This window comes from Pseudomonas sp. D3-10 (assembly GCF_051132175.1).
In the GTDB taxonomy this organism is placed as follows: Bacteria; Pseudomonadota; Gammaproteobacteria; order Pseudomonadales; family Pseudomonadaceae; genus Aquipseudomonas.
Genome location: NZ_CP071668.1, coordinates 627,724 through 654,017 on the forward strand (window position 1 = coordinate 627,724; position 26,294 = coordinate 654,017).

Annotated in this window: 19 protein-coding genes, 2 tRNA genes and 1 pseudogene; 16 read left to right on the forward strand and 6 right to left on the reverse strand. The window is 61.5% G+C overall.

Annotated elements, in window-relative coordinates; all coding sequences use genetic code 11:
- Window positions 1-7 precede the first annotated feature (7 nt).
- From J3P90_RS02690 to J3P90_RS02700, 3 genes and pseudogenes are all read left to right on the forward strand, one after another.
- Entirely contained in the window at window positions 8-1,300 is a 1,293-nt protein-coding gene (locus J3P90_RS02690; protein WP_003186407.1) for an adenylosuccinate synthase, read from the forward strand.
- Between the two features lie 1,125 nt (window positions 1,301-2,425).
- Window positions 2,426-2,479 (forward strand): annotated as a pseudogene (locus tag J3P90_RS02695) (hypothetical protein); the annotation flags it as partial.
- A 201-nt stretch (window positions 2,480-2,680) separates the two neighbouring features.
- Window positions 2,681-3,385 carry a methyl-accepting chemotaxis protein gene (locus J3P90_RS02700; RefSeq protein WP_420766316.1) on the forward strand — a complete coding sequence of 235 codons (705 nt, stop codon included), beginning with the start codon at window positions 2,681-2,683 and terminating at the stop codon, window positions 3,383-3,385.
- 115 nt (window positions 3,386-3,500) lie between these two features.
- Here the strand turns inward: J3P90_RS02700 and J3P90_RS02705 are convergent, their stop codons facing one another.
- The 4 genes from J3P90_RS02705 to J3P90_RS02720 form a co-directional block, all read right to left on the reverse strand.
- Window positions 3,501-5,066, reverse strand: coding sequence for an ABC transporter permease (locus tag J3P90_RS02705; RefSeq protein WP_434675792.1), 1,566 nt, complete (start codon window positions 5,064-5,066; stop codon window positions 3,501-3,503).
- The gene (locus J3P90_RS02710; RefSeq protein ID WP_434675793.1) at window positions 5,066-6,076 is read right to left on the reverse strand and encodes an extracellular solute-binding protein; all 1,011 of its coding nucleotides are present in this window, start codon (window positions 6,074-6,076) and stop codon (window positions 5,066-5,068) included. Before J3P90_RS02710 ends, J3P90_RS02705 begins: the two co-directional genes overlap by 1 nt.
- Window positions 6,077-6,241: 165 nt before the next feature.
- Window positions 6,242-6,328 (reverse strand) — tRNA-Leu (locus J3P90_RS02715).
- Between the two features lie 175 nt (window positions 6,329-6,503).
- Window positions 6,504-6,590 (reverse strand) — tRNA-Leu (locus J3P90_RS02720).
- Between the two features lie 226 nt (window positions 6,591-6,816).
- Between J3P90_RS02720 and rnr the strand changes: the two genes are divergently transcribed.
- The 13 genes from rnr (at window position 6,817) to J3P90_RS02785 (ending at window position 25,272) form a co-directional block, all read left to right on the forward strand.
- On the forward strand, window positions 6,817-9,435 hold the full coding sequence (gene rnr, locus J3P90_RS02725; RefSeq protein ID WP_434560964.1) for a ribonuclease R: 2,619 nt from the start codon (window positions 6,817-6,819) through the stop codon (window positions 9,433-9,435).
- Window positions 9,432-10,193, forward strand: a complete 762-nt coding sequence (gene rlmB, locus J3P90_RS02730; RefSeq protein ID WP_420766196.1) for a 23S rRNA (guanosine(2251)-2'-O)-methyltransferase RlmB — start codon at window positions 9,432-9,434, stop codon at window positions 10,191-10,193. The genes rnr and rlmB overlap by 4 nt, the downstream gene beginning before the upstream one ends.
- A gap of 304 nt (window positions 10,194-10,497) precedes the next feature.
- The gene (rpsF, locus tag J3P90_RS02735) at window positions 10,498-10,926 is read left to right on the forward strand and encodes a 30S ribosomal protein S6 (protein ID WP_420766197.1); all 429 of its coding nucleotides are present in this window, start codon (window positions 10,498-10,500) and stop codon (window positions 10,924-10,926) included.
- Window positions 10,927-10,954: 28 nt separating this feature from the next.
- Complete coding sequence (gene rpsR / locus J3P90_RS02740) at window positions 10,955-11,185, forward strand: 30S ribosomal protein S18 (protein WP_002551829.1); 231 nt, start codon at window positions 10,955-10,957, stop codon at window positions 11,183-11,185.
- A gap of 36 nt (window positions 11,186-11,221) precedes the next feature.
- Window positions 11,222-12,115 (forward strand): hypothetical protein, encoded by an 894-nt coding sequence (locus J3P90_RS02745; RefSeq protein WP_420766198.1) that lies wholly within the window; start codon window positions 11,222-11,224, stop codon window positions 12,113-12,115.
- A gap of 18 nt (window positions 12,116-12,133) precedes the next feature.
- Window positions 12,134-12,580, forward strand: coding sequence for a 50S ribosomal protein L9 (rplI, locus tag J3P90_RS02750; protein ID WP_003186385.1), 447 nt, complete (start codon window positions 12,134-12,136; stop codon window positions 12,578-12,580).
- 118 nt (window positions 12,581-12,698) lie between these two features.
- Window positions 12,699-14,096 carry a replicative DNA helicase gene (dnaB, locus tag J3P90_RS02755; protein WP_420766199.1) on the forward strand — a complete coding sequence of 466 codons (1,398 nt, stop codon included), beginning with the start codon at window positions 12,699-12,701 and terminating at the stop codon, window positions 14,094-14,096.
- A gap of 203 nt (window positions 14,097-14,299) precedes the next feature.
- The gene (locus J3P90_RS02760) at window positions 14,300-16,600 is read left to right on the forward strand and encodes a YgiQ family radical SAM protein (RefSeq protein ID WP_420766200.1); all 2,301 of its coding nucleotides are present in this window, start codon (window positions 14,300-14,302) and stop codon (window positions 16,598-16,600) included.
- A gap of 297 nt (window positions 16,601-16,897) precedes the next feature.
- Entirely contained in the window at window positions 16,898-17,824 is a 927-nt protein-coding gene (locus J3P90_RS02765; RefSeq protein WP_420766201.1) for an NAD synthetase, read from the forward strand.
- The gene (locus tag J3P90_RS02770) at window positions 17,821-18,282 is read left to right on the forward strand and encodes a hypothetical protein (RefSeq protein ID WP_420766202.1); all 462 of its coding nucleotides are present in this window, start codon (window positions 17,821-17,823) and stop codon (window positions 18,280-18,282) included. Before J3P90_RS02765 ends, J3P90_RS02770 begins: the two co-directional genes overlap by 4 nt.
- 175 nt (window positions 18,283-18,457) lie before the next feature.
- Window positions 18,458-21,751, forward strand: coding sequence for a DUF2126 domain-containing protein (locus J3P90_RS02775; RefSeq protein ID WP_434675794.1), 3,294 nt, complete (start codon window positions 18,458-18,460; stop codon window positions 21,749-21,751).
- A 141-nt stretch (window positions 21,752-21,892) separates the two neighbouring features.
- On the forward strand, window positions 21,893-24,379 hold the full coding sequence (locus J3P90_RS02780; protein WP_434675795.1) for a circularly permuted type 2 ATP-grasp protein: 2,487 nt from the start codon (window positions 21,893-21,895) through the stop codon (window positions 24,377-24,379).
- A complete protein-coding gene (locus tag J3P90_RS02785; RefSeq protein ID WP_420766205.1) occupies window positions 24,379-25,272 on the forward strand; it encodes a transglutaminase family protein in 894 nt (297 codons plus the stop codon). Before J3P90_RS02780 ends, J3P90_RS02785 begins: the two co-directional genes overlap by 1 nt.
- Before the next feature lie 121 nt (window positions 25,273-25,393).
- On the opposite strand, the gene J3P90_RS02790 is transcribed toward J3P90_RS02785, so the two are convergent.
- Together J3P90_RS02790 and J3P90_RS02795 are read right to left on the reverse strand one after the other, a co-directional pair.
- A complete protein-coding gene (locus J3P90_RS02790; RefSeq protein ID WP_434675796.1) occupies window positions 25,394-25,579 on the reverse strand; it encodes a hypothetical protein in 186 nt (61 codons plus the stop codon).
- A gap of 68 nt (window positions 25,580-25,647) precedes the next feature.
- Complete coding sequence (locus J3P90_RS02795; protein ID WP_434608065.1) at window positions 25,648-26,235, reverse strand: TIGR00730 family Rossman fold protein; 588 nt, start codon at window positions 26,233-26,235, stop codon at window positions 25,648-25,650.
- Between the last annotated feature and the right edge of the window lie 59 nt (window positions 26,236-26,294).

Sequence of the window (26,294 nt, forward strand, 5' to 3'; positions counted from 1 at the left end):
AAGTGTTATGGGTAAGAATGTCGTAGTCCTGGGCACCCAGTGGGGTGATGAGGGCAAAGGCAAGATCGTTGATCTGCTGACCGAACATGCTGCCGCCGTAGTGCGCTACCAAGGTGGCCACAACGCCGGTCACACCCTGGTGATCGACGGTGAAAAAACCGTTCTGCACCTGATTCCATCGGGCGTGCTGCGCGAAGGCGTGCAGTGCTTGATCGGCAACGGTGTGGTGGTGGCGCCCGACGCCCTGCTGCGGGAAATCATCAAGCTGGAAGAGAAAGGCGTACCGGTGCGCGAGCGCCTGCGCATCAGCCCGTCCTGCCCGCTGATCCTGTCCTATCACGTTGCGCTGGACCAGGCCCGTGAAAAGGCCCGTGGCGAGCTGAAGATCGGCACCACCGGCCGCGGCATCGGCCCGGCCTATGAAGACAAGGTGGCCCGTCGTGGCCTGCGGATCGGTGACCTCTTCCACCGTGAGCGTTTCGCCGCCAAGCTGGGCGAGTTGCTGGATTACCACAACTTCGTGCTGGTCAATTACTACAAAGAGCCGGCCATCGACTTCCAGAAGACCCTGGATGAGTGCATGGAATACGCCGAGTTGCTCAAGCCGATGATGCTCGACGTCACCGCCGAGCTGCACGAGCTGCGCCGCGCCGGCAAGGACATCATGTTCGAAGGTGCCCAGGGCTCGCTGCTGGACATCGACCACGGCACCTACCCGTACGTCACCAGCTCCAACACCACCGCTGGCGGCATCGCCACCGGTTCGGGTTTTGGCCCGATGTACCTGGACTACATCCTGGGCATCACCAAGGCCTACACCACCCGCGTCGGTTCGGGGCCGTTCCCGACTGAGCTGTTCGACGACGTCGGTGCGTTCCTGGCCAAGCGTGGCCACGAGTTCGGTGCAACCACCGGTCGTGCCCGTCGTTGCGGCTGGTTCGACGCCGTCATCCTGCGTCGCGCCATCGACGTCAACAGCATCTCGGGCCTTTGCCTGACCAAGCTGGACGTGTTGGACGGCCTGGAAACCATCAACATCTGCGTGGGTTACAAGAACCAGGACGGCGCTGTCATCGACGCACCGACCGACGCCGACAGCTACATCGGCCTGGAGCCGGTTTACGAGCAGATGCCAGGCTGGACCGAGTCCACCGTGGGTGCCAAGACCCTGGAAGAGCTGCCAGTGGCCGCGCGCAACTACATCAAGCGCGTCGAAGAGTTGGTCGGCGCGCCGATCGACATTATTTCGACGGGGCCGGACCGCAACGAAACCATCGTTCTGCGTCATCCATTTGCCTGATAAGTCGTTGATGTAACAAGCAAAGGGCTCCTTATGGAGCCCTTTGTCGTTTCTGCCTGTCGGGCGGCATGACACTTGCTACGCATCTCCATTAAGGCACCCCTTCCAGGCGTGCCATCAAATTAATGGCGTTTGGTAGAGGGATTTCACGTGTCGGCCGTTCTCTCACTGTTACAAAGCCGTTTGCTGCGGCCTGTTTTCGTTACCCTCGGTATCGCCCTTTTGGTGCAGGTGCTGGTGGCCGTTGCGCTGACCCGAAGCACGGTCACCGCGCTTGAGTCCGACCTGGGCGCGCGCCTGGGCGTTGACAGCCAGAAACTGGCGGGTGAGTTGGAGCAGGCTGGGCGAGAAGTCACCTCCAGCCTGGACAGCTTGTCCACCAGTACCCGCCAGCGATTGACCGCGGGGTTGTCTTCCCGTCTGAAGGAAGAGCAGGCTCAACTGCGTGCAACCCTGGAAAAAGACCTGAGGGATTCCGCCAATGATATGGCGCAGCTTCTGGCCTCGGTCGCGCCCCGGGCAATGTGGGACAGCGACGTGCCCACCCTGTCCGAATTCGCCCGTCGGGCCCAGCGCAATCCCAATGTACTGTTCGTCATCTATGACGACGCCGCAGGGGAACACCTGACTCGCTACCTGAACCGGGAAAATCCGATCAACAAGGCCCTGCTGGAAAAGGGCAAGGGCGATCGGGCGTTGGATAAAGTATTGGATGCGGCGAAGAACGATCCATCGGTTTATTACCTCGAAGCGTCGATCAACCCCAATGGCGTCGAGATCGGCAAGGTGCTGATGGGCGTTTCCACCGCCTCGGTGGAAACCGACCTCAAGGCGCTCGACCAGCGCTTCTCCGCGCTGATTGCCAGCAGCGATCAATTGGTGGGCGACAGCCTCAAGGGCGCGGCTGCCGACAGTGCCGCAGCCATGCGTGGCCGCCTGGGCTCGGCGCAGGCCACCGCCACCGATATGCAGACCAATACCGCCGTCACGGTTCAAGAAGCCGCAGAGACCTTGCGTTGGCGCATCGGCCTGGGCCTGGCGTTGGTAGGGTTGGGCGTGTTGGTGTTGTTGGCCGTGGTGCTGGGGCGTCGGGTGGTCAATCGCTTGAAGTTGTTGATCGCCGCGATGAACGATCTGGCGGCGGGCGAGGGTGACCTGACCAAGCGCGTGCAAATCAACAGCAAGGACGAAATCGGCGACATGGCTTCGGCGGTCAACCGCTTTGTGGATAAATTGCAACCCATCGTGCGCGAGGCGGGCGATGTGGCCCAGCGTACCGGTCAGGAGATCGGCGCGATGACGCTGCGCAACTCGGGCGCCGACGCGGCGGCCGGCATGCAGCGCGATGAAGTGGCCGAGAGCCTGCGTGCGCTGTCGCAGATGGCCGATGAGGCTCAATCGGAAAGCCAGGCGATGCAGGCGGCCTTGCAACAGGTAGCGGAGATCCGTCAGGCCACCGATGAAACCACCCGCACGTCAGCCAAGGTCGGCGGCTTGATCGAAGCGTTGGCCGGGCAGGTCGACACGGGGGCGAAAGTCATCGAACGGCTGGCCCAGCAGAGCGAGCAGATCGAAGTCGTGTTGACGGTGATCCATGGTATTGCCGAGCAAACCAACCTGTTGGCCCTGAATGCGGCCATCGAGGCGGCGCGCGCCGGGGAGACTGGACGCGGCTTCGCGGTGGTGGCGGATGAAGTGCGGGCGCTGGCAAGCAAGACCCAGAGCTCGACGGGCGATATCCAGGCGCACATCGTGGCCTTGCAACAAGGCGCGCGCGAAGCCGTGGCGGCCATCGGCCAAGCGGGACGGCAGGCCAATGAAGGTCTGTCAGTGTTGCGTGACAGCGCGCGGCTGCAGCAGTCGGTGCAGGCGTCGGTCGAGCAGGTTCACGCGGCCATCGGCTTGGCGACTCAAGCAGCCGCGCATCAAGCCCAGGGCGCGCAAGCGGTACGCGGCCGGGTTGAGACCATCCACGCCCAGGCCGAGAAGGCTGCCCAGGCGGTGGTCGAGACCACGGCCAGCGGCAAGGTGCTGGATAAACTGGCGGCGCAGTTGAAGGCCAGCCTGGGTCAGTTCAGGGCTTGATTCGAGGTTGTGGCGGGCCCTTCGCGAGCGGGCTCGCTCCCACAGGTTTTTTGCCGTTTACAAAACGGGTGTCTACACCAACTTTGTGGGAGCGAGCCTGCTTGCGAAAGCGGACTCAGCGACTCAGATACATCCGCGTCGTCAGCAAATAGACTGGCAACCCCGACACCAGAATCAACAGCGCCGCATAGGGCGCCGCCGCTGCGAATTCCACATTCGACGTATGTGCCCAGACCGCCGTCGCCAACGTATTGAGTCCGGTCGGGCTCAGCAACAGCGTCGCGGTCAATTCCTTCATCGCATCCAGGAACACCAGGGCGAACGCCGCGCCCAGGGCCGGGAAGATGATCGGCAGGGTCACCCGACAAAACGCACCGAGCGACGAAGCCCCCAACGTCCGCGCCGCTTCTTCCAGTTGTGGGGCGGCCTTGTTCAGCGCCGTACGCACCGGTGCTTGGGCCAGCGGCAGGAACAGCAGCGCATAGGCAATCAGCAGCAGGCCGGAAGTCTGGTACAGCGCGGGCACGTAGTGCAGGGCGAAATACACCAGGCTCAGGGCGATGACCAGGCCCGGCAGCGCGTGCAGCAAGTAGGGCAGGCGCTCGGCCCAGATCGCCAGCCGCCCCTTGTGGCGCACCACCAGCAGGCCCACCGGTACCGCCAATACGAGGCAGAGGGCGGCGCCGCCCAGCGAAAGCGCCAGGGACGACAGCAGCGCTTCGCCGATCTCGCCCGCCGGGAACGCCGCGGAAGTGCCCACGGCCAGCCAATACGCCAGCATTCCCAGCGGGATACCGCTGCCGATGATCGCCAACGCCAGGCAATACAGTTGACCGCAAAGCATCCACCGGCCCAGGCGTACTTGTTCGGCCTGGCGTGCCGCGCCTTGCCCGGTGCGCACATGGCGCCCCTTGCCGCGCACCCGCAGTTCCAGCCACAACAGGACCAGGCACAGCGTCAGCAACACCGCCGATAACATGGCGGCATTGGCGTTACTGAATTCCAGCTCGAATTGTTGATAGATGGCTGTGGTGAAGGTCTGCAGCCCGATGATTGACAGTGCGCCGAACTCCACCAGCATGTGCAGGGCAATCAGCAACGAACCGGCCAGCAGCGAAGGCCAGAGCAGCGGGAGCGTGACGCGAAAGAACACGCCCCAGCGATTTTGCCCCAGGGTGCGGGCAGACTCTTCGAGGGACGGGTCGAGGTTGCGCAGCGTTGCGGCCACGGGGAGGAAAATCAGTGGGTATTTGGACAGGGTCATCACCAGGATTGCCCCGCCCAATCCCTCGAATTGCGCACTGAGGGATACCCAGGTGAAGCTGCTGACAAACGCCGGCACGGCGAACGGCAGGCACAAGACAACGCCCCAGATCCGACGCCCCGGCAGGTTGCTGCGTTCCAGCAGCCAGGCCAGGGACAGGCCGACGATGCCGCAGGCCAGCGTGACGCCGGCCATCAACGCCAAGGTGTTGCGCAGCAAGCCGAATACATAGGGCCGCCACAACAGATGCAGTGCCTCGGTCCAGCCGGCCTGCCAGGTCTTGGTGACGACGTAGAGCAGTGGCAGCAGGCTCAGCAAAACGAGCAGCAGCACGGGCAGCAGCAACCCGATCGAGGGGCGCTTGCGCCGGGGCACGTAGACCCCGGCTGGAGGAGAGGCGCTCAGCGACGACGTCATCAGTTCAAGCCGACTTCACGTTCCAGCTCCAATGCTTCTTCGGCGTTACCCAGGTCGGCGGGCGTCACTTTTGGCGGCTCCAGTTCATTGAATGGCTTGAGGCCGCGATCCGACGCCATGCCCTTGTGCAAAGGATATTCGGCGGACGTCTGGGTAATCACCCGCTGCCCCTCCTCGCTGGCCATATAGGCAAGCAACTGTTGGGCCTCCTTGGGGTGTTTGCTGGATTTCAGTGCCGCGGCGCTGGAGACGGTGACCAGGCCACCGGCATCACCGCCAGTGAAGTAATGCAGCTTGGAATCCAGCTGTCCCTTCTCCCGCTGCAGGGCGAACCAGTAGTAATTGTTCACCAGGACCGTCGCCACTTCACCGTTCTCCACGGCTTTGAGGGCGACCATGTTGTTGCTGTAGACCTTACCGAACGCACGTAGCCCGGTGAGCCATTCTTCGGCGGCTTCCTTGCCGTGCAATTTGATGATCGCAACGGCTTGTTCCTGGAATGCGCCGCTGGTCGGTACGAAGCCGACCTTGCCTTGCCATTGTGGCTGGGCGAAATCGAGGACGGTTTTCGGCAGGTCCTTTTCATCGATCAGTTTGGGGTTATAGGCAACCACGCGAACGCGAGCGGTCACGCCCATCCAGGAGCCGTTGCTGGCGACATAATCCTTGGGAAGCACGTTGAGGGTCGCATCGTCGATCTTCGCCAGCAGACCTTGTTCACCAAGTTTGTTCAGCGGCGGCGATTCCTCGGTATAGATCACATCGGCCGGGGAGCGGTCGCCTTCCTCGACGACTTGGCTGGCGAGCTGGTTGCTGCTGCCCTTGCGAACGTTGACGTGGATACCAGTCTTGGCTTCGAAGGCCTTGGCCAGTTCATCGCCGACTTCTTTGTGTTGGCCGTTATAGAGTGTCAGTTCAATTTTGTCGGCGGCTTGGGTGAGGGGTGTTGCGAGGGTCAGGCCGAGCAGGGTGCAGGTCAGGGCGCGGCGCAGGGTGGTTCGAAACATCATTCGCGGGGTTCCTCACTGTCGTGTAGCAAAAACTTGTAACAATGATAAACGATATTGTTTCTCATGTGCGTTATGGCGAGGGAGTTTTCGGGTGCCGGAAACGCAAAAACCCGCTTTCGCGGGTTTCTGTGGGGTTCAAGGCATATAAACCTTGAAGCTTGAATTTGGTGCCCAGAAGAAGACTCGAACTTCCACGACCTTGCGGTCACCAGCACCTGAAGCTGGCGTGTCTACCAATTTCACCATCTGGGCAGCATCTGCAGCGTTGCCGCTGTTGATGTGGCGCACTATACGGAGCGCGTTTTGATCTGTAAACCCCTGTTTTTATTTTGATAATTGCCAAACACATTCCAGGGGCCTGAAACGCAAAAACCCGCTTTCGCGGGTTTTTGTGAGGCTGGCAGGCCGTTGACCTGCTGCTCGAAATTGGTGCCCAGAAGAAGACTCGAACTTCCACGACCTTGCGGTCACCAGCACCTGAAGCTGGCGTGTCTACCAATTTCACCATCTGGGCAATATCGGCAACGTGAGTGCGTCGTCGATGGCGCGCACTATACGGAGCGTGTTTTTAACTGTAAACCCCCAGGAACAAAAAAAACGCTAAATTTCACGAGCGGTGCAATCAGGGGCTTCAAAGGCCTGTCGAAAGACTTTAGAAAAGGCATCTGCTGCTTGAAATTTCCCGTTTCATTACGCCTATGCCAAACTAACCCGCATATAGACAAGGTGAAAACTCTCTAATGGCCGATTGGCAGTCCCTCGATCCCGAGGCCGCTCGTGAAGCGGAAAAATATGAAAACCCTATTCCTAGCCGCGAACTGATCCTGGCGCATCTCGCCGATCGGGGTTCGCCTGCTAGCCGTGAGCAGCTGGTCGAAGAGTTCGGCCTGACCACCGAGGACCAGCTCGAAGCCCTGCGCCGCCGTCTGCGTGCCATGGAGCGCGATGCTCAACTGATCTACACCCGGCGTGGCACTTATGCTCCGGTCGACAAGCTCGACCTGATCCTGGGCCGTATCGCCGGTCACCGCGATGGTTTCGGTTTCCTGATCCCCGACGATGGCAGCGACGATCTGTTCATGAGCCCGGCGCAGATGCGCCTGGTGTTCGATGGCGACCGTGCGCTGGCCCGGGTGTCCGGCCTGGATCGGCGCGGGCGCCGTGAAGGCGTGATCGTCGAAGTGGTGTCCCGTGCGCACGAAACCATCGTGGGGCGTTATTTCGAGGAAGGTGGCATCGGCTTCGTCGTCGCCGACAACCCGAAGATCCAGCAGGAAGTGCTGGTCACCCCAGGTCGCAACGCCAACGCGCAGATCGGGCAGTTCGTCGAGGTGAAGATCACTCACTGGCCAACCCCGCGCTTTCAGCCTCAGGGCGATGTGGTGGAAGTGGTCGGCAACTACATGGCGCCGGGCATGGAAATCGACGTTGCCCTGCGCACCTACGACATTCCTCACGTCTGGCCTGAAGCGGTCCTGAAAGAGGCTGCCAAGCTCAAGCCGGAAGTCGAAGAGAAGGACAAGGAAAAGCGCATCGACCTGCGTCACCTGCCGTTCGTCACCATCGACGGTGAAGACGCCCGGGACTTCGACGATGCGGTCTACTGCGAAGCCCGGCCCGGCAAGTTGCGCCTGTTCTCCGGCGGCTGGAAGTTGTACGTGGCCATTGCCGACGTTTCCAGCTACGTGAAGCTCGGCTCGGCGCTGGACGCTGAAGCCCAGGTGCGCGGCAACTCGGTGTATTTCCCCGAGCGCGTCGTGCCGATGTTGCCAGAGCAACTGTCCAACGGCTTGTGCTCGCTCAACCCCCATGTCGATCGCCTGGCCATGGTTTGCGAGATGACCATCTCCAAAGCCGGCGAGATGACTGACTACTGCTTTTATGAAGCCGTGATCCATTCCCACGCGCGCCTGACCTACAACAAGGTCAGCGCGATGCTGGAAACGCCGAAGCTGGCCGAGTCGCGCAAGCTTCGTGGTGAATACACGGATGTGCTGCCGCACCTCAAGCAGCTCTATTCGCTGTACAAGGTATTGCTGGCGGCGCGTCACGTACGGGGCGCGATCGATTTCGAAACCCAGGAAACCCGGATTATCTTCGGTACCGAGCGCAAGATCGCCGAAATCCGGCCGACCGTGCGCAACGATGCCCACAAGCTGATCGAGGAATGCATGCTGGCGGCCAACGTCGCTACCGCCGAGTTCCTGAAGAAGCATGAAATCCCTGCCTTGTACCGGGTCCACGACGGCCCGCCGCCGGAGCGCCTGGAAAAATTGCGGGCCTTCCTCGGTGAGCTTGGCTTGTCCCTGCACAAAGGCAAGGAAGGTCCGACGCCGAAGGATTACCAAGCCCTGCTGGCGAGTATCAAGGATCGTCCGGACTTCCACCTGATCCAGACTGTGATGCTGCGTTCTTTGAGCCAAGCGGTGTACAGCGCCGATAACCAGGGCCACTTCGGCCTCAACTACGAGGCGTACACCCACTTCACGTCGCCGATCCGTCGCTATCCCGATCTGCTCACGCACCGGGCCATCCGCAGCGTGATCCATTCGAAGATGAACACCCCGCACGTCAAGCGTGCCGGTGCGATGACCATTCCGAAGGCGCGTATCTACCCGTACGACGAAGCGGCTCTGGAGCAACTCGGCGAGCAGTGCTCGATGAGTGAGCGGCGCGCCGACGAAGCGACTCGCGACGTGGTGAACTGGCTCAAGTGCGAGTACATGAAGGATCGCGTTGGCGAGTCGTTCCCGGGCGTGATCACCGCCGTGACCGGGTTTGGCCTGTTCGTCGAGTTGACCGATATCTACGTCGAGGGCCTGGTGCATGTCACCGCGCTGCCGGGTGACTACTACCACTTCGACCCCGTGCATCACCGCCTGGCCGGCGAACGCACCGGCCGCAGCTTCCGTCTTGGCGATACCGTCGAAGTACGGGTGATGCGCGTCGACCTGGATGAACGCAAGATCGACTTCGAGATGGCGGAAAAAACCATCAGCGCACCGATCGGCCGCAAGAAGCGTGGCGCCGAAACCACAGCGCCTGCCGCCAAGACCGCCGCCGAGCCCGCACCGTCCAAATCCGGACGTCGCGGTCCGGCCAAGGAAAAGGCCGGCGAAGCCTATCGTCCGAGCGATGCGGCGGCGAAAAACGCCGAATTGCGTAAGAGTCGCGAAATGAAACAGGCCTTGCTGGCCGAAGCCAAGAGCGGCGGTAAAGCGGCGTCCGGGGGCAAGGCCGGCCGGTCGGCTCCGGAGAAGGCGAGCAGCAAGCCGAGCAAACACCGTAAAGGCCCGCCGAAAGCAGGCTCGGCCCCTGCCAAGAGTGGCGGGGCGCGTAAACCCAAGGCCAAATCATGAGTCAGTTGGAAAAAATCTACGGCGTGCATGCCGTGGAGGCGTTGTTGCGTCACCACCCCAAGCGGGTCAAGCAGATCTGGTTGGCGGAAGGTCGTAGCGACCCGCGTGTCCAGACCTTGGTCGAGCTGGCCGGCGAAAACCGCGTTGCGGTCGGTCAGGCCGAGCGGCGTGAGATGGACGCCTGGGTCGAAGGGGTGCATCAAGGCGTCGTGGCCGAGGTCAGCCCGAGTCAGGTATGGGGCGAGGCGATGCTCGACGAGCTGCTCGATCGCACCGAAGGCGCGCCGTTGTTGCTGGTACTGGATGGCGTGACCGACCCGCACAACCTCGGCGCCTGCCTGCGTTCGGCGGACGCCGCCGGTGCGTTGGCGGTGATCGTGCCCAAGGACAAGTCCGCGACATTGACGCCGGTCGTGCGCAAGGTCGCTTGTGGCGCTGCGGAAGTTATCCCGTTGGTGGCAGTGACCAACCTGGCGCGCACCCTGGAAAAGCTCCAGCAGCGCGGCTTGTGGGTTGTCGGCACGGCGGGCGAGGCCGAGGTCAGTATTTATGACCAGGACTTGACCGGCCCTACCATCCTGATCATGGGCGCCGAAGGAAAGGGCATGCGCCGTCTGACCCGCGAGCATTGCGATTACCTGGTCAAGCTGCCGATGGCCGGCAGCGTCAGCAGCCTCAATGTCTCGGTCGCCACCGGTGTGTGCCTGTTCGAGGCTCAGCGCCAGCGTGGCGCCAAGTCGGCCGCCAAAAAAAACTGATCTTGCAGTAACCCTCTGTGGGAGCGAGCCTGCTCGCGAAAGCGGTCTGACATTCGGCATCTATGTTGAATGAGATACCGCTATCGCGAGCAAGCTCGCTCCCACATTGGTTTTGTGTAAGGGGCAAATGCGGTTGTTCAAATAATCACCAATTGCCTTGCGCCGCCCTCGGCCCTTCTCTACAATTGCGCCCCTTGCTGTGATGGCAGGCACTTATGTGTCTAGCGTCCTCAAGTCCATAAGTGTCATTCACTCCTTGTCTGACCGTTTTTGAGCGGCAGGCTACAACCCGTAAGGAGCATTCATGCGTCATTACGAAATCATCTTTTTGGTCCACCCGGATCAAAGCGAGCAAGTCGGCGGCATGGTTGAGCGTTACACCAAGCTGATCGAAGAAGACGGCGGCAAAATCCACCGTCTGGAAGATTGGGGCCGTCGTCAACTGGCCTACGCAATCAACAATGTTCACAAGGCTCACTACGTGATGCTGAACGTTGAGTGCACCGGCAAGGCCCTGGCCGAGCTGGAAGACAACTTCCGCTACAACGATGCAGTGATCCGTAACCTGGTCATCCGTCGCGAAGAAGCCATCACTGGCCAATCCGAGATGCTCAAGGCTGAAGAAAACCGCAGTGAGCGCCGTGAGCGTCGCGACCGTCCTGAGCATTCTGACAGCGCCGAAGGCGATGACAGCGATAGCGACAGCGACAACAGCGATAACGCTGACGAGTAATCCACGGACCTTTTAAGGAGCCAATCACATGGCACGTTTCTTCCGTCGTCGTAAATTCTGCCGCTTCACCGCTGAAGACGTGAAAGAGATCGATTACAAAGATCTCAACACTCTGAAAGCCTATGTATCCGAGACCGGCAAAATCGTTCCAAGCCGTATCACCGGTACCAAAGCTCGTTATCAGCGTCAGCTGGCCACCGCTATCAAGCGCGCCCGCTTCCTGGCCCTGCTGGCCTACACCGACAGCCACGGCCGCTGAGACCGGGCAGTCGACAAGTAGTAAGGGATTGAATGCATGCGCGCCTTAGCTGACTTCATCATGCGGGGACGTATGCAGGCCACTCTTGTAGTGGCTGGATGTGCGGCATTGCCGTTGTTGTACTGGTTGGGTGCTGCCGCCGGGAGTCTTGTACTCCTGCGGCGCGGATTGAGGGACGCCTTGGGCGTTCTTGCTCTGGGACTTCTGCCAGCCCTGCTCTGGTGGATGTATTCCGCGGACCCGCGTGCAGTCATGGTGCTGCTGGGGTCTTCGGCGCTGGCGTTGGTGTTGCGCGCCAGCGAATCCTGGAACCGCGTGCTGCTGGTCAGCATAGCGATAGGTGTGGTGTTTTCAGTGGTGCTCGGGGTGGCTTTTGCGCCCCAGATCGAGATGCTGTCGCAGGCTTTGATAAAAATCCTGCCCGAGGCACTCGGTGATCTCTACCAACGGATGTCGGTAGAAGAGCAGGCGCGTTTCGCGTCCCTGATCGCCCCCGTCCTGACCGGACTGATTGCGGCCTTGTTGCAGATCGTCAGTGTGCTGAGCCTGGTTATCGGGCGCTACTGGCAGGCGTTGTTGTACAACCCGGGTGGTTTTGGTCGCGAATTTCGCGCCATCCGTTTCCCGCTTGGGCTGGCGATGTTGCTGTTGGCGGGCATGCTTCTGGGGCCGAACTTCGGTCCGCAGATGGCAATGCTCACGCCGTTGTGCAGTGTACCGCTGGTCTTTGCCGCCCTGTCCCTGATTCACGGGCTGGTGGCGCAAAAGCGACTGGCCAGATTCTGGCTGGTGGGGTTGTACGTCACGTTGCTGCTGTTCATGCAGCTGATCTATCCGTTGCTGGTGGTCCTGGCCATCGTCGACAGCCTGATTGATTTTCGCGGTCGTATGGCGCCGAAAGACGCCGACAACGCGAACGGTGAAGGTTAAAAGTTAGAGGATTTTCACATGCAACTGATCCTTCTGGAAAAAATCGCCAACCTGGGCAACCTGGGCGACAAAGTAAACGTTAAGGCCGGCTACGGTCGTAACTACCTGCTGCCTTTCGGCAAGGCCACCGCTGCGACCGCTGCCAACCTGGCTGCGTTCGAAGAGCGTCGCGCCGAGCTGGAAAAAGCCGCCGCAGACCGTAAGGCATCGGCTGAAAGCCGTGCTGCCCAACTGGCCGAGCTGGAAGTGACCATCACTGCCACCGCTGGCGACGAAGGCAAGCTGTTCGGTTCGATCGGTACTCACGACATCGCTGACGCACTGACCGCCTCCGGCGTTGAAGTTGCGAAAAGCGAAGTTCGTCTGCCGAACGGCACCATCCGCAACGTAGGCGAATTCGACGTAGCCGTGCACCTGCACGCCGAAGTTGAAGCCACCGTACGCGTTGTCGTGGTAGCAGCCTAAGCACCACCTGTCGGCTGGCACCCTCGGGTGCTTGCCGGTAACATCGGGCACGATCCTGTCTACAGGGTCGTGCCCTTTGTCTTTCTGCAATTGCTGAATTTCATAACCAGACGTGGCCATGAACGAAATCACCGCCCCCGAGCAATATGATCTGCAAACCGCTGCCCTGAAGGTGCCTCCGCATTCCATCGAGGCCGAACAGGCCGTGCTCGGTGGCCTGATGCTGGACAACAACGCCTGGGAGCGTGTGCTCGATCAAGTTTCCGACGGCGATTTCTACCGGCATGACCACCGCCTGATTTTCCGCGCGATCGCCAGGCTGGCCGACCAGAACATGCCGATCGACGTCGTGACCCTGGCCGAGCAATTGGACAAGGAAGGGCAGACGTCCCAAGTCGGCGGCCTCGGTTACCTGGGCGAACTGGCGAAAAACACACCGTCGGTCGCCAATATCAAGGCGTACGCACAGATCGTGCGCGAGCGGGCAACCTTGCGTCAGCTGATCGGCATCAGCACCGAGATCGCTGACAGCGCGTTCAACCCGGAAGGACGCACCGCCGCCGAGATCCTCGACGAAGCCGAGCGGCAGATCTTCCAGATCGCCGAGGCACGACCGAAAACCGGCGGCCCGGTGAGCGTCAACGACCTGTTGACCAAGGCCATCGACCGCATCGACACCTTGTTCAACACCGACAACGCCATTACCGGTTTGTCCACTGGCTACACCGACCTCGACGAGAAGACCAGCGGCCTGCAGCCGTCCGACCTGATCATCGTCGCCGGCCGTCCGTCCATGGGTAAGACGACCTTTGCGATGAACCTGGTGGAAAACGCCGTGCTGCGCAGCGACAAAGCGGTGCTGGTGTACTCCCTCGAGATGCCAGGCGAATCGCTGATCATGCGTATGCTCTCGTCCCTGGGGCGTATCGACCAGACCAAGGTCCGTTCCGGCCAACTGGAAGACGACGATTGGCCGCGCCTGACCTCGGCGGTCAACCTGCTCAACGACCGCAAGCTGTTCATCGACGACACGGCGGGGATCAGCCCATCGGAAATGCGCGCCCGGACCCGCCGCCTGGTGCGTGAGCACGGCGACATCGCGCTGATCATGATCGACTACCTGCAATTGATGCAGATCCCCGGGTCCAGCGGTGACAACCGGACCAACGAGATTTCCGAGATCTCCCGTTCCCTCAAGGCCCTGGCCAAGGAATTCAACTGCCCGGTGGTGGCCCTGTCCCAGTTGAACCGCTCGCTGGAACAGCGTCCGAACAAACGCCCGGTGAACTCCGACTTGCGGGAATCCGGAGCGATCGAGCAGGACGCCGACGTGATCATGTTCGTCTACCGTGACGAGGTGTATCACCCCGAGACCGAGCACAAGGGTATCGCCGAAATCATCATCGGCAAGCAGCGGAACGGCCCGATCGGCTTTGTTCGCCTGGCCTTCATCGGCAAATACACACGCTTCGAGAACCTGGCGCCGGGTAGCTACAATTTTGATGATGACGAATAACCTGTTCTCTTGATCAGCCTTTGTGGCGAGGGAGCTTGCTCCCGCTGGGCTGCGAAGCAGACCCAGTTGTACTTGTAATCGAGCTGTGTGGGATATCCGGCTGCTGCGCAGCCGGACGGGAGCAAGCTCCCTCGCCACAATTGGTTATTTTTTGTGCTATATTCCGCGCCCGCGATTTTTCATCCTTTATACCGGTCATCGACATGCAAGCAGCCAAGCCGTTATTTGACTATCCCAAGTACTGGGCCGAATGTTTCGGCCCGGCGCCGTTCCTGCCCATGAGCAGGGAGGAGATGGATCAGCTCGGCTGGGATTCGTGCGACATCATCATCGTGACCGGTGATGCCTACGTCGATCACCCGTCGTTTGGCATGGCGATCATTGGTCGTTTGCTGGAAGCACAGGGCTTTCGTGTCGGTATCATTGCGCAGCCAAACTGGCAGTCCAAAGACGATTTCATGAAGCTCGGCGAGCCCAATCTGTTTTTCGGTGTCGCGGCCGGCAACATGGACTCGATGATCAACCGTTACACCGCCGACAAGAAAATCCGTTCCGATGACGCCTACACCCCAGGTGGCCTGGCGGGCAAGCGGCCGGACCGTGCGAGTCTGGTCTATAGCCAGCGCTGCAAGGAAGCCTACAAGCATGTGCCCATCGTGCTGGGCGGTATCGAAGCGTCCCTGCGCCGCATTGCTCACTACGATTATTGGCAGGACCGGGTGCGCAACTCGATCCTGATCGACGCCTGCGCCGACATCCTGCTCTACGGCAACGCCGAGCGAGCGATCGTCGAAGTCGCCCAGCGCCTGTCCTACGGCCACAAGATCGAAGACATCACCGATGTGCGCGGCACCGCCTTCATCCGCCGTGACACGCCGCAAGGCTGGTATGAAGTCGATTCCACGCGCATCGACCGTCCGGGCAAGATCGACAAGATCATCAACCCGTACGTGAATACCCAGGACACCGCTGCTTGCGCCATCGAGCAAGAGAAGGGGCCGGTTGAGGACCCGAGCGAAGCCAAGGTCGTGCAGATCCTGGCGAGCCCGAAGATGACCCGCGACAAGACCGTGATCCGCCTGCCGTCGGTGGAAAAGGTCCGTGGCGACGCGGTGCTCTACGCCCACGCCAACCGTGTGTTGCACCTGGAAACCAACCCGGGGAACGCCCGTGCGCTGGTGCAGAAGCACGGCGAAGTCGACGTCTGGTTCAACCCGCCGCCCATTCCGATGACCACCGAAGAAATGGATTACGTGTTTGGCATGCCTTACGCACGTGTTCCTCATCCAGCGTACGGCAAGGAGAAAATCCCGGCCTACGAGATGATCCGTTTCTCGGTGAACATCATGCGCGGCTGCTTTGGTGGCTGCACCTTCTGCTCGATCACCGAGCACGAAGGGCGGATTATCCAGAACCGTTCCGAAGAGTCGATCATTCGCGAGATCGAAGAGATCCGCGACAAGGTTCCAGGCTTCACCGGTGTCATCTCCGACCTCGGCGGCCCGACCGCGAACATGTACCGCATCGCCTGCAAGAGCCCGGAAATCGAATCGGCGTGCCGCAAGCCGTCATGCGTGTTCCCCGGCATCTGCCCGAACCTGAACACCGACCATTCTTCGCTGATCCAGCTGTACCGCAGCGCCCGGGCCTTGCCTGGGGTGAAGAAGATCCTGATTGCCTCCGGCCTGCGTTACGACCTGGCGGTCGAGTCGCCGGAATACGTCAAGGAGCTGGTGACGCACCACGTCGGCGGTTACCTGAAGATCGCCCCGGAGCATACCGAGGAAGGCCCGCTCAACCAGATGATGAAGCCGGGCATTGGCAGCTATGACAAGTTCAAGCGGATGTTCGAGAAGTACACCAAGGAAGCGGGGAAAGAGCAGTACCTGATTCCGTACTTCATTGCCGCCCACCCAGGCACCACCGACGAAGACATGATGAACCTGGCGCTGTGGCTCAAGGGCAACGGCTTCCGCGCCGACCAGGTGCAGGCGTTCTATCCGTCGCCGATGGCCACGGCCACCGCCATGTATCACTCGGGCAAGAACCCGTTGCGCAAGGTGACCTACAAGAGCGACGCGGTGACCATCGTCAAGAGCGAGGACCAGCGCCGTCTGCACAAGGCCTTCCTGCGCTATCACGACCCGAAAGGCTGGCCGATGCTGCGCGAGGCGCTGACCCGCATGGGCCGCGCCGACCTGATCGGGCCGGGCAAGCATCAGTTGATCCCGCTGCATCAGCCTTCGACCGACAGCTACCAGAGCGCTCGTCGCAAGAACTCGACGCCGGCTGGCAGCCACAAAGTGGGCAAGGAAACCACGAAGATCCTGACCCAGCACACCGGCCTGCCTCCGCGCGCCAGTGATGGCGGCAATGCCTGGGACAAGCGCGAGCAGGCCAAGGCCGCCGCGTTCGCCCGCAACCAGAAGGCCGCCAAGGAGCGCAAGGACGCGGCCAAGGGCAAGGGGCCCAAGCCGGCGCGCAAGCCTGTCGTGCCGCGCTGATCATCCGCCACCTAAAACGCCAGCTTAAATGCTGGCGTTTTGCTTTCTAGCGGGCGTGCTGGCTGTTTGTTATCGTGGCGACCGCCAACGGCGTGACGGCGGATGCATAGCTTTTTGTGGCGAAGGAGCTTGCTCCCGCTGGGCTGCGAAGCGGCCCCAACAATCCCATGCAATGTTCCCAGGCAGACCGTGCCGGCCGGTTTACGACGGCTTCGCCGCCGAGCGGGAGCAAGCTCCCTCGCCACAGGGGTTCTGTGTGGAAAGAATTAAATCCATCGATTTTCAAGGACGATTCATATGAGCAGCGCTACAACGGGCATCGGCATGGACCTGAACTTCTCCCAGTTCATGGCCCGCAAACGCATTGAAAGCCAAGTCAACCTGCCACGTCTGTTCGCCGCCATCGATGCCGACCCCAACATTGCCGGGGCGGGCGTGGTGTACATCGATTCCGAGTACAACGTAGTGACGCTGCGCGAATTCAAGCCGATTTGCAGCATCGCGCCCAAGCGAATCATCTTGCGCGAGGCCAAGAAGTACATCGCCCCGCAGCAATTCATCGATCAGGTAAAAAGCAGCCCGCGTGAGTCAAAGCTCGGGACTGAGTCGATGAATGCCGGTTTTTCCTGTGTCGCCGCTGTCATCGGTTGGGTGGTGGTGTTCAGTGGGAGCGTCGCTGTGCCGTTTACGGCGGGGGCCAGTGCCTTTGTCGTTGCGCTGGGCGCCGCTGCCGCGACGGCCAGTACCGCGCAATGCGTCATAGGCGGGATGCGGGTGGCGAATGAGTTGACCAATCCTACTGGCAACGATGAGATGAACGACGCCGATTGGTACAACATCGTAAGCCCCATTCTTGACGGTGTTTCCCTTGTCGGCGTCGGTGGCTCGGCTCTCACGACTGTTCGGCTGCTAAAGGCCAGCAAAGCAGCGGGCACCGGGAAGAGCTGGTATCAGTTGCTCAAAGGCCTGAGTCGTCAGGAGCGCAGCAAACTGACAAAGGAATTGTTGACCCTGAAAGATCCGAGTCTTACCGCCAAGCTGCTTAAACTGCAGCAACGAGCGGGCGCCTTGCCCAAGCGTTATTCCTCCGCTGAAATCAGGCATGCCACGCTGACTCAGATAAAGGATTCTCTCGGCGGCGCTTTGGGGATCATCGGCAGTTATACCGGTGATGGCGCCGTGAAGACTGTTGCCGTCGGGCTGTATGAGGAGTTCACGGAATGATCGGCGGCGGATCACTGAGGCAGTTCCTCGCCCGTTATTTTCCGGTGTTCATGGGGGCGATCTTTCTGGGCTGCTTTTCCGGGTCTACGCTGCTCGTTTTGTGCGCAGGTACTTATTGGCGTGCCTTGGAGCCTTCCGTCAGGAGCAACTACGTTGGTCTCGGCACTTTGGCTCTAGTAAGTGTCCTGGTCTTGGGCAATCTCATGATCGCACGCGGGCGCGCCTGGGCGATCTGGTGCGTGGCGGGTTATTTCCTCGCTTGCCTGGCGGCGGTGCTGCCGACGTTCGCTTATGGACCGCACCAAGGTGTTTACGTGTTTGCAGTGCTGTTGCCGCTACTGGGGCTATTGCTGCTCAATAGCAAACGCCACCGGGAAATGCGCAGCGAACTCATCGAAATCCGTCACCAACGCGAACGCATCATCCAGTCCGCCAAGGCCTCGCGCCCGCGCCGCTGAGTCGATTCGCTACCCTCTGCGCCGCATTTATGTGCGGCCTTCGCAGATCAATACAGGCATCGCGCGGTTTTAGTGCTCTACTGCCCTGAGTAGAGGTTGAAAGTGTCCGGCCTGCCTGCATGGCATAAGTCTTGCGCCGCTTTCGATAACGCCCAGGCTCCGCAGGAGGCACGCCGTGTCGATCCATGTCGCTTTGCACCATGTCACACACTATCGCTACGAGCGCGCTGTCGAACTCGGTCCACAGATCGTTCGCCTGCGTCCGGCGGCCCATAGCCGCACGCGCATTCTTTCGTACGCGCTGAAGGTTTCCCCCGATCAGCATTTCATCAATTGGCAGCAGGATCCCCAGGGCAATTACCTCGCGCGGCTGGTGTTCCCGGAAAAGACAGATGAGCTGCGGGTGGAGGTCGATCTGGTCGCCGAGATGGCGGTGTTCAATCCGTTCGATTTTTTCCTCGAGCCTTACGCCGAGAAAATCCCGTTCACCTATGCGGCTGACGAAAAACACGAGCTGATGCCCTACCTGGAAAAGCTTCCGCTGACGCCGAAATTCAAGGCGTATCTGGACAGCGTCGACCGCACGCCGTTGCCAGCGGTGGACTTTCTGGTGGCGCTCAACCAGCGCTTGAGCGAAGACATCAACTACCTGATCCGCATGGAGCCGGGCGTGCAGACGCCGGAGCATACGTTGGAGCACGCGTCCGGCTCCTGTCGCGACTCGGCCTGGCTGCTGGTGCAGCTGTTGCGTCACTTGGGCCTGGCGGCGCGTTTTGTCTCCGGTTACTTGATCCAGCTGACCGCCGATGTGAAAAGCCTCGACGGCCCGTCCGGTACGGAAGTGGATTTCACCGACCTGCATGCCTGGTGCGAAGTGTACCTGCCCGGCGCCGGATGGATCGGCCTCGATGCCACGTCCGGGTTGTTCGCCGGCGAAGGGCATATCCCATTGGCGTGTAGTCCTGATCCGTCCTCGGCGGCGCCCATCAGTGGCCTGGTGGAACCGTGCGAGTGTGAGTTCAGCCACGAGATGTCCGTCGAGCGAATCTGGGAAGCGCCACGGGTCACCAAACCCTACACCGAAGAACAATGGCTGGCGATCCAGGCGTTGGGTCGGCAGATCGATGCGGACCTGCAGGAAGGTGACGTGCGCCTGACCATGGGCGGTGAGCCGACCTTCGTTTCCATCGATGACCCGGACGGCGCCGAGTGGAACACCGCGGCGCTTGGACCGGACAAGCGCCGCCTCAGCGCAGAATTGTTCCAGCGCATGCGCGAACATTACGCGCCGCAGGGGCTGGTGCATTTCGGCCAGGGCAAGTGGTACCCCGGCGAGCAATTGCCGCGTTGGTCGCTCAACTGCTATTGGCGGCGTGACGGGGTGCCGATCTGGCACAACAGCGCGTTGATTGCCAATGAGAAAAAAGACTACGGCGCCGATGGCGAATTGGCTGGGCGTTTTCTGGCGAGTGTCGCTGAACGCTTGAAAATTCCCACGCAATTCGTGTTTCCCGCCTACGAGGATAATTTCCATTATCTCTGGCGCGAAGGCTCGTTGCCTTCGAACGTGACGGCTGAGGATTCCCGTCTGGAAGACCCGTTGGAGCGGGCGCGATTGCGCAAGGTCTTCAGCCAGGGGCTGGGCAAGGTGGTCGGTCAGGTCCTGCCGCTGGCACGCACCGCCAAGGGCGACCAATGGCAAAGCGGGCGCTGGTACCTGCGCGACGATCATTGCCGGCTGGTGCCGGGGGATTCGCCACTGGGCTACCGCCTGCCGCTGGCGTCTCAGCCGTGGGTGACGGCGGCCGAATATCCGTTCATCCACCCCACCGACCCGAACCAGGATTTGCCCGAGCTACCCGACACCGAGCAGTTGAAGCATCACGGCGAGCCGGCGCTGGAACAGGAGCGCGTGCCAAAGGTCGACGAATCGGCCGATTGGCTGACCCGCACCGCCTTCTGCGCAGAGGCCAGGGAAGGGCGGCTGTACCTGTTCATGCCACCGCTGGAGCGGGTCGAGGATTACCTGGAGTTGGTCAGCGCCATCGAAGCGACGGCGCAGGAACTGGGTTGCCCTGTTTTGTTGGAGGGCTACGAGCCACCGAGCGATCCGCGCCTGAGCAATTTTCGTATCACGCCAGACCCAGGTGTCATCGAGGTCAACGTGCAGCCTTCGGCAACTTGGGAAGAATTGGTCGAGCGCACCGAGTTTCTTTACGAGCAAGCGCGACTGAACCGGCTGACCACCGAGAAATTCCTGATCGATGGCCGGCACACCGGTACCGGTGGCGGTAACCATTTCGTACTGGGCGGCGCGACACCGGCAGATTCACCGTTCCTGCGGCGCCCGGACTTGCTGCGTAGCCTGATCAGCTACTGGCACAACCACCCGTCATTGTCCTACCTGTTTTCCGGATTGTTCATCGGCCCGACATCCCAGGCACCGCGCGTGGACGAGGCGCGCAACGATGCGTTGTATGAGTTGGAAATAGCCTTTGCGCAAATGCCACAGCCTGGCGACGAATGCCCGCCGTGGTTGGTGGATCGGCTGCTGCGCAACCTGCTGATCGACGTCACCGGCAACACCCATCGCGCCGAGTTTTGCATCGACAAGCTCTATTCGCCGGACGGCGCCACCGGACGGCTCGGCTTGCTGGAGCTGCGCGCTTTCGAAATGCCGCCCCACGCGCGCATGAGCCTGACCCAGCAATTGCTGTTGCGGGCGCTGGTGGCGCGGTTCTGGCGCGAGCCCTATGCACCGGCCAAACTGGCGCGCTGGGGCACCGAGCTGCATGATCGTTTCCTGTTGCCGCACTTCATCGAGCAGGATTTTGCCGAGGTCATCGAAGAGTTGAATGGCGCCGGCTACCCGCTGCGTGCCGAGTGGTTCGCCGCGCACCTGGAGTTTCGCTTTCCCAAAGTGGGCGACTACGCAGTCAACGGTGTCGAGCTGCAGTTGCGCCAGGCGCTGGAGCCTTGGCATGTGCTGGGGGAAGAGGGCTCGGCGGGCGGCACGGTGCGTTATGTGGACTCGTCCCTGGAGCGGTTGCAGATCAAGCTTACGGGGCTGGCGCCACAACGTTACCTGCTGACCTGCAATGGCGTGCCGGTGCCGTTGCAGCCCACCGGCCGGGTGGGGGAGTTTGTCGCCGGGGTACGTTTCCGTGCGTGGCAACCGTTCAATTGCTTGCAGCCGACCATCCCGGTCCATGCGCCGTTGGTCTTCGATGTGCTCGACACCTGGATGCAGCGCTCCCTGGGCGGCTGCCAATACCACGTGGCGCATCCGGGCGGGCGCAACTATGACAGCCTGCCTGTCAACGCCAACGAAGCGGAGAGCCGGCGGATGGCGCGATTCTTCCGTATCGGACATACGCCCGGAAAATTGCCGATACCCAGCCTGGCGGTGGATGACGAGTTTCCCTTCACGCTCGATCTGCGACGCTTTCACCGGACCTCAAAAAGCTAGCTGGACCTTGTGGCGGGGGATAAATCCCCTCGCCACGATTGCACTCTGAAAACCCAGGTCGGATCCAACACAAACACACCTATCCGGGCGTCATGCGCTTGCGCTAGTCTCACCTATCATCGCTGTCCTGCCGAGCTTTCCATGCCTGACCTGCTTGACCGTTACCCGCTGACGACGGGCACCTATCACGAACTGCTGGACGGCAGCGGCGCGGTGCGTGCGCACTGGCAACGGCTGTTCGACCAGTTGCAGCGCAGCACGCCGGGCCAATTGGTCCAGCGCCAGGCACTGCTGGCAAGGCAGATCCAGGAAAACGGTGTCACCTATAACGTCTATGCCGACCCTAAGGGCGCCGACCGGCCGTGGGAGCTGGACCTTCTGCCCCACGTCATCGACGCCCAGGAATGGAAGCTGTTGTCGGCCGGCATTGCCCAGCGCGCGCGTTTGCTCAATGCGGTACTGGCCGACCTGTACGGACCGCAGCGGCTGATCAGTGAAGGGCTGCTGCCAGCGGAGCTGGTCTTCGGACACAACAATTTCCTCTGGCCTTGCCAGGGCATCGCTCCGCCGGACGGTGATTTCCTGCAGTTGTATGCCGTGGATCTGGCGCGTGCGCCCGACGGCCGCTGGTGGGTCACCGCCGATCGGACCCAGGCGCCCTCAGGGGCGGGTTATGCGCTGGAAAACCGCATGATCGTCTCTCGTGCCTTTCCCGATCTCTATCGCGACCTGAAGGTGCGGCATCTGTCCGGTTTCTTCCGCACCTTGCAGGAAACCCTGGCGCGACAGGCCCCCAGCGATGGCGAGCCGCCGCTGGTGGTATTGCTCACGCCGGGACGATTCAACGAAAGCTATTTCGAACATCTCTACCTGGCGCGCCAACTCGGCTATCCCCTTGTGGAGGGCGGTGACCTGACCGTTCGGGACGCCACGGTGTACCTCAAGACCCTCAGCGGCCTGCGCCGGGTTCACGCGATCATGCGTCGGCTCGACGACGATTTCTGCGACCCCCTGGAGTTACGCACCGATTCGGCCCTTGGCGTACCCGGATTGTTGGACGCGGTGCGCCAGGGCCGGGTATTGGTGGCCAATGCCCTGGGCAGTGGCGTGCTGGAGTCGCCAGGTCTGCTGGGCTTCCTGCCGCGGATCAACCAGTATCTGTTCGGCGAAGAACTGCTGCTGCCCTCCATCGCCACCTGGTGGTGCGGCGAGCCGCCGGTGCTGGCCCAGGCGCTGGAGAAATTGCCCCAGTTGTTGATCAAGCCGGCGTTTCCTTCCCAGAGTTTCGCACCGGTGTTCGGCCGCGATCTGAACGAGGAGCAGCGCGGCCAGCTGGCGGCGCGCATGCAGGCGCGGCCCTATGCGTATGTCGCGCAAGAGTTGGCGCAACTGTCCCAGGCTCCGGTGTGGCAGGCCGAACACGGCCAGCTCCAGCCCCGGGCGATCGGCATGCGCGTGTATGCCGTAGCGGGAAAAGACGATTATCGGGTCTTGTCCGGCGGCCTGGCCCGAGTGGCCGCCGAGGCCGATGCCGAAGTGGTATCGATGCAGCGCGGCGGTGCCAGCAAGGACACCTGGGTGCTTGGAGAGCAGGCACCCGGCGGCGAGCAATGGAAGGCCCAGCGTACCGTGGGTGTTCACGATCTGGTGCGGCGTGATCCGTACCTGCCCTCCCGGGTGGTGGAAAACCTGTTCTGGTTCGGTCGCTACTGCGAGCGTTGCGATGACAGTGCGCGTCTTTTGCGGATCATGTTGGCGCGGTACGTCGATGGCGATGACCCCCAGGCCTTGCAATCGGCGGTGTCTCTGGGCGAAAGCCTGATGTTGTTGCCTGAGGAGGGGGCATTGCCCGAGCGCTTGCTGGCTGCGGTCCTGGGGGATGACTGGTCGTTCAGCCTGCGCTCCAACCTGCAGCGCTTGCAGTGGGCGGCCTCGCAGGTGCGCGGCAAGCTGTCGCGGGAGAACTGGCAGGCACTGGTGGAGTTGCAGCGGGAAGCCATGGAGCTGGAAACCAGCGAGCCGGATTTCGGCGAGCTGTTGGATTTCCTCAACCGCCTGGTGATGTCCCTGGCCGCATTGTCGGGGTTCGCCCTGGACGACATGACGCGCGACGAGGGTTGGCGTTTTCTCATGATCGGCCGACGCCTGGAGCGCTTGCAATTTCTCAGCAGCAGCCTGGCGGCGTTCCTGCGGGGCGAGGCGGTATTCGATCAGGCCGGGCTGGAATGGTTGTTGGAATTGGGCAACAGCAGTATCACGTACCGCTCGCGCTACCTGGCGGTGGCGCAGTTGATTCCGGTGCTCGACCTGTTGTTGCTGGACGAACAGAACCCCCATGCGGTGCTCTTCCAATTGAAACTGGTGGCACGCACCCTCAAGCGCTTGAACGATGATTTTGCCGCGCCGAGGGAAACCGCCCTGCCGGAGTTGGTGGCGCGCCTTTCGCGGTTCGACTTGCGGTGCCTGGAGAATCCGCTGTTCGGTGAGGCCAGCTTGCGCGCGGCGGTCGATGGCCTGGCCGATCTGTTACAGGAAGTCGCCGACGTCAGCGCCCAGGTCTCCGATCGCCTGGCCTTGCGACACTTCGCCCACGTTGACGATGTCAGCCAACGCACGGTATCCGTCTGATGAGTGCCCGTTACCAGATCCTCCACGACACCCATTATCACTACGACAGCCCGGTGTCCCTCGCGCAGCAACTGGCTCATCTATGGCCGAGACACTGCGAATGGCAGCGTTGTACCGAGCAACAGCTGTCCATCAGCCCGGAGCCGACGACCCGCCGTGACGAACACGATGTATTCGGCAACCCGCTGACCCGCCTGGCTTTCGAGCGGCCTCACGATGAGCTGCTGGTCAACGCCCGGCTGAGCGTCGAGGTGCTCGCGCGGCCCGCGCTGGATTTCAACCTGTCGCCGGCCTGGGAGTCGACCGGTAACGCCTTGACCTACAGCGGCCGGCCCCTGACGGCACAATGGATGGACGCGTGCCGCTACCGTTTCGAATCACCCTACGTGCATCTCAAGCGCAGCTTCGTCGAATTTTCCGAGAGCTGTTTCCCGGCCGGCCGACCGTTGATGGTCGGTGTGCGGGCGCTGATGGAAAAAATCTTCGAGGAGTTCACCTTCGATGCCGAGGCCACCCAGGTCGCGACACCGCTGGTAGAAGTGCTGGAGCGACGCCGGGGTGTCTGTCAGGATTTCGCCCATCTGATGTTGGCCTGCGTGCGTTCCCGCGGGTTGGCGGCGCGGTATGTCAGTGGCTACCTGCTGACCCAGCCACCGCCCGGCCAGGCCCGGCTGATCGGGGCCGATGCGTCACACGCCTGGGTCTCGGTGTTCTGCCCGGTGCTGGGCTGGGTGGACTTCGACCCGACCAACAACGTGCAGCCGGCGCTGGAACACATCACCTTGGCCTGGGGGCGGGATTTTTCCGATGTGTCGCCGCTGCGCGGGGTGATCCTGGGGGGCGGTACCCATGATCCGGATGTTCGGGTGACGGTGATGCCGCTGGAGTCATAAGAAGATCCATCGTGGGAGCGAGCCTTCTCGCCAAAGCGGCGGTTCAGCCAGCATGGAAGGGCCAGGCAAACCGTCATCGCGAGCAAGCTCGCTTCCACAGGGCATCGACGGAACGCTGAATTCAGGCGTCGGGTGCCTGGTCTTTCGGCACATCCACATCGTTTTCTGCCGCGCCGTCGCCGTCGCTGTCCGGGTTCAGGGCCGCTTCTTCAGCCGAAGCCTTCTTGCGCTGGAGCTTTTCCTCTTTCTTCTGCTCCTTGGCCAGGTCTCTTTGACGTTTGGCGAAGGAATAATTGGGTTTAGCCATGGGCGATCCTCTGGGGTCGAAGGTGAGGTTGAGCGGCGCGTATTCTGCCCTGTATCGGGACCGAGCCGTTAGCTTGGTTTTTGTTCGGCCCACTTTGGCTGCACGGACGGTTGCCATTCGTCCAGCGCATCGAGCAGTGTGTGCGCAGATTCGCTCACCTGCAGCATGTCACGATGCGGCGCGCGGACGAAGCCTTCGCCGACGATATGATCGAGGAAGCCGGTGAGCTTGCTGTAGAAACCGTTCACTTCCAGCAGCCCCAGCGGCTTGCCGTGATAACCGAGCTGACCCCAGGTCCAGACTTCGAACAGTTCCTCCAGGGTGCCGAGCCCGCCGGGCAAGGCGATGAAGGCGTCGCTGAGCTCAGCCATGCGGGCCTTGCGCGCATGCATGCCGTCTACCACTTCAAGGCGCGTCAGGCCGCTGTGACCGATTTCCTTGTCTTTCAAACTTTGCGGGATGATGCCAATCACTTCGCCGCCAGCGGCGAGGGCTGCATCGGCAACGACACCCATAAGACCGACCGCGCCACCGCCGTAGACCAAGGTGAGTTTTCGTTCGGCCAAAGCACGGCCCAGGGCCTGGGCCGCTTCCAGATAGGCCGGGTGGCTGCCGGTGCTGGCGCCGCAAAATACACAAACAGACGCTATGGACATGCTTCACTCCGCGATTCGATGACCGGACCAGAGTAAAGCCTGCCCTTTGTTGCGCAAAG